This is a genomic window from Bradyrhizobium rifense (genome assembly GCF_008123425.1).
Taxonomy (GTDB): Bacteria; Pseudomonadota; Alphaproteobacteria; order Rhizobiales; family Xanthobacteraceae; genus Bradyrhizobium; species Bradyrhizobium rifense.
The window spans coordinates 1-1,440 of sequence record NZ_VSSS01000123.1; the positions used below are offsets into that span (position 1 = coordinate 1).

The 1,440-nt window shown below is 64.7% G+C and carries 1 protein-coding gene; it reads left to right on the forward strand.

The window, feature by feature from the left end; translation table 11 throughout:
- Positions 1 to 1,440, forward strand: a 1,440-nt coding sequence (locus FXB40_RS47215) for a glutamate synthase central domain-containing protein (RefSeq protein WP_246208390.1), incomplete at both ends; no start/stop codon positions are given.

Genomic DNA, 1,440 nt, shown 5'->3' on the forward strand with positions numbered 1-1,440 from the left:
GGTCACCAACCCGCCGATCGACCCGATCCGCGAGGAGCTGGTGATGAGCCTCGTCTCGATCATCGGACCGCGGCCGAACCTGTTCGACCTCCCAGGACTTGCCACCACCAAGCGCCTCGAAGCACGACAGCCGATCCTGACCGATGCTAATCTCGAAAAGATCCGCTCGATCTCGGACCTGGCCAAAATCCACTTCAAGTCGTGCGCGCTCGACACCACCTTCCACGCCGGTCTTGGTGCTGCCGGCATGGACCAGGTGCTCGACGAGCTTTGCGCGCGCGCCGAAGCTGCGGTGCGCGAAGGCGTCAACATCATCATCCTGTCCGACCGCATGGTCGATACCGACCGCATGCCGATTCCGTCGCTGCTGGCCTGCGCCGCCGTGCATCATCATCTGATCCGCACCGGCCTGCGCACCTCGGTCGGTCTCGTCGTCGAATCCGGCGAGCCGCGCGAAGTGCATCACTTCGCCTGCCTCGCAGGTTACGGTGCGGAAGCGATCAATCCCTATCTCGCGTTCGAAACCATCATCGCGATGAAGGACCGCCTGCCCGGCTCGCTCGACGACTACGAGATCGTCAAGCGCTACATCAAGTCGATCGGCAAGGGCCTGCTGAAGGTGATGTCCAAGATGGGCATCTCGAGCTACCAGTCCTATTGCGGCGCGCAGATCTTCGACGCGGTCGGCCTCAAGGCCGATTTCGTCGGGAAGTTCTTCGCCGGCACGCATACCCGCGTCGAGGGCGTTGGCCTTGCCGAGATCGCCGAAGAGGCCGTGCGGCGCCACGCCGACGCGTTCGGCGAGGCGCGGGTCTACAGGACCGCGCTCGATGTCGGTGGTGAATACGCCTATCGCAGCCGCGGCGAGGACCATGCCTGGACCACCAAGTCGGTGAGGCCGCTTCAGAACGCCGTGCGAGGCAATTCGCTGAAAGACTATCGCGACTTCGCCAAGATTCTGAACGAGCAGTCGGAGCGCCTTTTGACGCTGCGCGGCCTGTTCCGGGTCAAGAGCGCCGAGGAAGAAAAGCGCAAGCCTGTCGCCCTCGACCAGGTCGAGCCAGCCAAGGGCATCGTCAGGCGCTTCGCCACCGGCGCGATGAGCTTCGGCTCGATCTCGCGCGAGGCACACACCACGCTTGCGATCGCCATGAACCGGATCGGCGGCAAGTCGAACACCGGCGAAGGCGGCGAGGAAGCCGACCGCTTCAAGCCGCTGCCGAACGGCGACAGCATGCGCTCGGCGATCAAGCAGGTCGCCTCGGGCCGCTTCGGCGTCACCACGGAGTATCTCGTCAACTCCGACATGATGCAGATCAAGATGGCGCAGGGTGCCAAGCCCGGCGAAGGCGGCCAGCTGCCCGGCTACAAGGTCGATGCGACCATCGCCAAGGTCCGGCATTCGACGCCGGGCGTCGACCTGATCTCGCCGCCGCCGCA